Below are 1,444 nucleotides of genomic sequence, written 5' to 3'. Positions count from 1 at the left end.
CCCATAGAAAAGACCGGGTGCGGAGTTCCCGACAACCACTAATTGCCAGGACCCGCACCCGGTCACTACCGGAAAGCGTAGCAAACGACATGACCATGACCGAGAACACCCAGACCACCACCGCCGCCGAGGGCATCGACCTGGTGCACGTCCCCGCAGCGGACGTGGTGATCGAGAACAACGTCCGCACCGCGGCCGACCTCGACCCCGCGTTCCTGGCCTCCGTGAAGCGTCACGGGGTACTCCTGCCGAGCATCGGCTACCGGAACGCTGACGGGGCCGTGGTGGTCCGCGACGGGCAGATGCGCGTCCTCGCCGCCCGCGAGGCGGCCGTCACCGTCCCCGTGTTCGTCACCGCCCGTGACGACAGCACCGCAGCGCGGATCGTGGAGCAGTTGGTCGCCAACGAGCGCCGTACGGCGCTGACCGACGGGGACCGGCTCAACGCCTACCGGCAGTTGGAACTCGCCGGACTCTCCGTCGCCGGGATCGCCCGCGAAACCGGCACCAACAAGGAGCAGGTGAAGGCGACCCTGACGGTGGCGAAGTCGGAGGCCGCGACCGCCGCGGTGATCGACCGGCAGGTGTCGTTCGACGCGGCCCTGCTGCTGGCCGAGTTCGACGGCGACGAGGAAGCCACGGCGGACCTGAACGAGTACATCAGCGAGGGCAACGACGACGAACTGCAGTTCGTCGCCCAGCAGCACCGCAACCGGAAGATCGCCGAAGCGGAAGCCGTCAAGGTGGCGGACCAGCACCGGGAGCAGGGCGTCACCGTCCTGGACGATGACGCCACCGGGTGGAAGTACCTCGACACCCTGTCCGACGAGGCGGTGTCCGAGGACGACCCGTGGGCCACGCTCGCCGCGATCGAACCGGACGCCCACACCGCCTGCCCGGGGCATGCCGTGTTCGTGCGGCCCCTCGGTGACAGCGCGGTAGTGACGGCCGTGTGCACCACCCCGGAGCAGCACACCGCCCGGCACCCCTACGACCGCCCCGCGGCCGAGTTGACGCCGGAGCAGGAAGCCGAGCGCGCGGCCGAAGCCGAAGCCGCGGAAGCCCGCCGGGAGCGGAACAATCGCCTGCAGGACGAGTGGACCGCCGCACGCGAGGTTCGGCGGACCTGGCTCGCTGGACTTGTCGGCTCGAAGACGCTCCCGAAGGACGCCGCACGGTGGACCGCGTCCGTGCTGATCGGCGCGACGAAGGACTACTACTACGGCAACCGGGTTCGCGCCACCGACCTGCTGGGGGTTCCGGAGGACGCCGACCCGGCCGAGTGGGCCAGCAAGCGCCCCGGGAAGGCGCAGCACGTCGCGTTCGCGTTCGCCCTCGCCGAGGTCGAATCGGGCGTCGGCCGGTACGGGTGGAGCATGGCGGACACCGTGGCGGTGCCGTACCTCAACCAGTTGGTCGCGTGGGGCTACACCCTCTCCCACGT

Annotated in this window: 1 protein-coding gene; it reads left to right on the top strand. The window is 70.1% G+C overall.

What is annotated here, in order from left to right; genetic code table 11:
- Positions 1–89: 89 nt before the first annotated feature.
- Positions 90–1,444: ParB/RepB/Spo0J family partition protein (locus BACI9J_RS23695; RefSeq protein ID WP_159736750.1), on the top strand; the 1,355-nt coding region annotated here is incomplete at its 3' end.

Source organism: Arthrobacter sp. 9V, assembly GCF_902506065.1.
Classification (GTDB): Bacteria; Actinomycetota; Actinomycetes; order Actinomycetales; family Micrococcaceae; genus Arthrobacter.
This window is presented reverse-complemented; position numbering and strand designations above follow the sequence as displayed.